This is a genomic window from Gemmiger formicilis (genome assembly GCF_024462815.1).
Classification (GTDB): Bacteria; Bacillota; Clostridia; order Oscillospirales; family Ruminococcaceae; genus Gemmiger.
On record NZ_JANGCG010000042.1, the window covers coordinates 1 to 1,643 of the forward strand.

The following is a 1,643-nucleotide window of genomic DNA, read 5'->3' on the forward strand; positions in this document are numbered from 1 at the left end:
TGCGGGGTAGGGGAGCGTTGTGTAAGCGGAGAAACAGTAGCGTAAGCGGCTGTGGAGTTTACAGAAGTGAGAATGCCGGAATGAGTAGCGCGAATGTGGTGAGAATCCACATGGCCGGAAACCTCAGGTTTTTGGAGGAAGGTTCGTCCACTCCAAGTTAGGCGGGAGCTAAGGTCAGGCCGCAAGGCGTAGCCGATGCACAGACGGTAGAGATTCCGTCCCCACCGAAAGATTTAAGCACAGGGACACTTTTTGAAGGTCGGAGCCGGGTGTTGGTTCCGGTAGTGATCGAGGGAAATTTAGTACCGAAGTCCGGCTGGATGAGAGGCGAGAAAAGCTGTGTGTATATCTAAGGTGCCCGTACCGCAAACCGACACAGGTAGGTAGGAAGAAGATTCTAAGGCCAACGGGAGAAGGGTTGTTAAGGAACTCGGCAAGTTGACCCCGTAACTTCGGAATAAGGGGTGCTCACGAGAGTGAGCCGCAGAGAATAGGCCCAGGCAACTGTTTACCAAAAACACAGGTTTGTGCTAAATCGAAAGATGACGTATACGAGCTGACGCCTGCCCGGTGCTGGAAGGTTAAAAGGAGATGTGCAAGCATTGAATTGAAGCCCCAGTGAACGGCGGCCGTAACTATAACGGTCCTAAGGTAGCGAAATTCCTTGTCAGGTAAGTTCTGACCCGCATGAAAGGCGTAATGATCTGGGCACTGTCTCAACAGCCCGCCCGGCGAAATTGTAGTACCGGTGAAGATGCCGGTTACCCGCGACAAGACGGAAAGACCCCATGGAGCTTTACTGTAGCCTGATATTGGGTTTCGGTGTTGCATGCACAGGATAGATGGGACGCTAGGAAACTGGTGCTTTGGCGCTAGCGGAGCGGACGTTGGGATACCATCCTTGCGACATTGGAATTCTAACCTGCGCCTCTGAATCGAGGCGGGGGACATTGTCAGGTGGGCAGTTTGACTGGGGCGGTCGCCTCCTAAAAAGTAGCGGAGGCGTTCAAAGGTTCGTTCGATCTGGACGGAAACCAGATGATTGAGTGCAAACGCATAAACGAGCCTGACTGCGAGACTGACGGGTCGAGCAGAGACGAAAGTCGGAGTTAGTGATCCGGTGGTATGTGAGTGGAAATGCCATCGCTCAACGGATAAAAGTTACCCTGGGGATAACAGGCTGATCTCCCCCAAGAGTCCACATCGACGGGGAGGTTTGGCACCTCGATGTCGGCTCATCGCATCCTGGGGCTGAATTCGGTCCCAAGGGTTTGGCTGTTCGCCAATTAAAGCGGTACGCGAGCTGGGTTCAGAACGTCGTGAGACAGTTCGGTCCCTATCTGTCGTGGGCGCAGGATATTTGAAAGGCGCTGTCCCTAGTACGAGAGGACCGGGATGGACGAACCTCTGGTGCACCAGTTGTCACGCCAGTGGCACAGCTGGGCAGCTATGTTCGGATCGGATAAACGCTGAAAGCATCTAAGCGTGAAGCCGGCCTTAAGATAAGATATCCCACTGAGTCAATCAGGTAAGACCCCTTGAAGACTACAAGGTTGATAGGCACACAGTGTAAGTGAAGTGATTCATTCAGCTAGCGTGTACTAATAGGTCGAGGGCTTGACCCCATCTTGATCAGATACTCT

Annotated in this window: 1 rRNA gene; it reads left to right on the forward strand. The window is 53.0% G+C overall.

The annotated features are described in order from the left end of the window. Positions 1-1,625 (forward strand): 23S ribosomal RNA (locus NE623_RS14385); the annotation flags it as partial. Positions 1,626-1,643 lie beyond the last annotated feature (18 nt).